The sequence below is a fragment of the Streptomyces atriruber genome (assembly GCF_001418325.1).
GTDB lineage: Bacteria > Actinomycetota > Actinomycetes > Streptomycetales > Streptomycetaceae > Streptomyces > Streptomyces atriruber.
On sequence record NZ_LIPN01000549.1, the window covers coordinates 248 to 2,404 of the forward strand.

Below are 2,157 nucleotides of genomic sequence, written 5' to 3' on the forward strand. Positions count from 1 at the left end.
AACGGCCTCGACCCCGAGGGCGTCCTGTGGATCCGCAACCTCCTCAAGTCCCTTGCCGCGGAGGGCCGTACGGTCCTCGTCTCCTCGCACCTCATGAGCGAGATGGCGCTGACCGCCGAACACCTGATCATCATCGGCCGCGGCAGACTCCTCGCGGACACCACCGTCGAACGCTTCGTGCGCGAGTCGGGCACCGGCGCGGTCAAGGTCGTGACCCCCGAGGCCGGCCACCTGACCGAACTGCTCGCGGGACCGGGCGTACGGATCTCCGGCGACACCCCCGGCGTCCTCGACGTGCGCGGCACCGACGCCGAGCACATCGGCCGGACCGCGGCCGCCCACGGCATCCCCCTCTTCGAACTCACGCCCCAGACGGCGTCGTTGGAGCAGGCGTTCATGGACCTCACCCGCGACTCGGTCGAGTACGCGCCCACCACGACCGCCCCTGGTACCTCTGGCACCCCTGCCGCCCCCGTCACCTCTGCCACCCCTCGCCCGGAAGGAGTCGCGGCATGAGCGCCACCCTGACCGCGGACCGCTCGGCCCCCGCCCGCACCACGGCCCCCGAGTACCGCCTCAGCACCAAGGGCATCGTCCGCTCCGAGTGGCACAAGCTGTGGACGCTCCGCTCGACATGGATCACCCTGATCACCGCGAGCGCCCTGGTCATCGCGGTCGGCATCACCATGGGCGCCACCTACGACGGCGACGACTCCGAGGTCGACACCATCGTCTTCACCCTCTTCGGCACCCAGCTCTCCCAGATCTGCCTCGCCGTCCTCGGCATCCTCGTCACCGCGGGCGAGTACTCGACGGGCATGATCCGGTCCTCCCTCGCCGCGGTCCCGCGCCGCCTGCCCGTCCTGTGGTCCAAGGCAGGTGTGTTCGCGGCGGTCGCCTTCACCCTGTGCCTGGTGACGAACGTCGTCACGTTCTTCCTCGCCCAGATCTGGCTCGCGGACAGCGACAAGGAACTGTCGCTCACCGACTCCGGCGTGTTCGGCGCCCTCACGACCAGCGCCGCGTCCATCACCCTGCTCAGCCTCATCGCCCTCGCTCTCGGGGCCCTGCTCCGCTCGGTGCCCGGCGCCATCGGCGCCTTCGTCGCCGCCGTCCTGATCCTGCCCGAGATCCTCGCGATGCTGCCCTTCGCCGCCGTTGACACCGCGATGAAGTACTTCCCCGCCCAGGCGGCGAGCTCGCTCGGCTCGGTGACCCGGGTGGAGAACACCATCGCGCCGGGCACGGCGGTCTGCACGCTCGCCCTGTGGGCGGCGGCCATCCTGACGGCGGCGACGATGCTGCTCAAGCGACGCGACGTCTGAGCAGTTCCTGTACGAGGTGTACGAGGATGAAGCCGTGACCGAGCCACACCCCCTCACCCAGCTCCTCCAGCGACTGACCCAGCGGGTGCGCGCCTTCGACAGGCGCCGCCCGCTCGTCTGGGATCTGCTGGTGACCGCCTTCTTCGTGGGCGCCGCGCTCGTCGACGCGAGCGGCGGCTGGCGCAACGTCGCACCGAACACGGACGTCCCGGGACCGCTGATCTTCCTGATGACCATGGGTCTCTCGCTGCCCGTGCTGTGGCGCCGCCGCCACCCGATGGCGGTCCTCGGCGTCATGGTGGCGACGGGGCTGGTCAACAGCTGGAGCGGCGCCATGCTGCAGGCCGCCCTGATCCAGATGCTCGTCCTCTTCAGCATCGCGATGCGGCTGCCCCTCAAGACGCTCGGCTGGGCGGGCCTGATGATGACGGCCCCGCTGGTCGTGGGCGCGATCCGCTACCCCGAGGACAGCTGGGACCAGCAGATCATCCCCAACCTGTGGGCGTACGCCCTGATCGCGCTGCTCGGCATCGCGGTGCGCTCCCGCCAGGACTACACCGAGGCCCTCGTGGAGCGCGCCCGGCAGCTGGAGGTCGAGCGCGACCAGCAGGCCCAGCTCGCCGCCGCCGCCGAACGCACCCGCATAGCCCGCGAGATGCACGACATCATCGGCCACAACCTCTCGGTCATCACGGGCCTCGCGGACGGCGGTTCGTACGCGGCCGCCAAGTCCCCCGAACGCGCGGGCCAGGCGCTTGAGGCGATCGGCACCACCAGCCGCCAGGCCCTCGGCGAACTCCGCCGCCTCCTGGACGTCCTGCGCGACGGCGCC

At 70.9% G+C, this 2,157-nt stretch carries 3 protein-coding genes; all 3 read left to right on the forward strand.

The features are described 5' to 3' along the window. Window positions 1-516: ATP-binding cassette domain-containing protein (locus AOK03_RS38130; protein WP_482256534.1), on the forward strand; the 516-nt coding region annotated here is incomplete at its 5' end. After that, the gene (locus AOK03_RS38135; protein WP_055569948.1) at window positions 513-1,325 is read left to right on the forward strand and encodes an ABC transporter permease; all 813 of its coding nucleotides are present in this window, start codon (window positions 513-515) and stop codon (window positions 1,323-1,325) included. The genes AOK03_RS38130 and AOK03_RS38135, both read left to right, overlap by 4 nt. Before the next feature lie 34 nt (window positions 1,326-1,359). Beyond that, window positions 1,360-2,157, forward strand: a 798-nt coding sequence (locus AOK03_RS38140) for a sensor histidine kinase (protein WP_341845847.1), incomplete at its 3' end; no start/stop codon positions are given.

Coding starts and splice junctions, on each gene's coding strand:
- AOK03_RS38135 (WP_055569948.1), top strand. CDS start 513: ATGAGCGCCACCCTGACCGCGGACCGCTCGGCCCCCGCCCGCACCACG.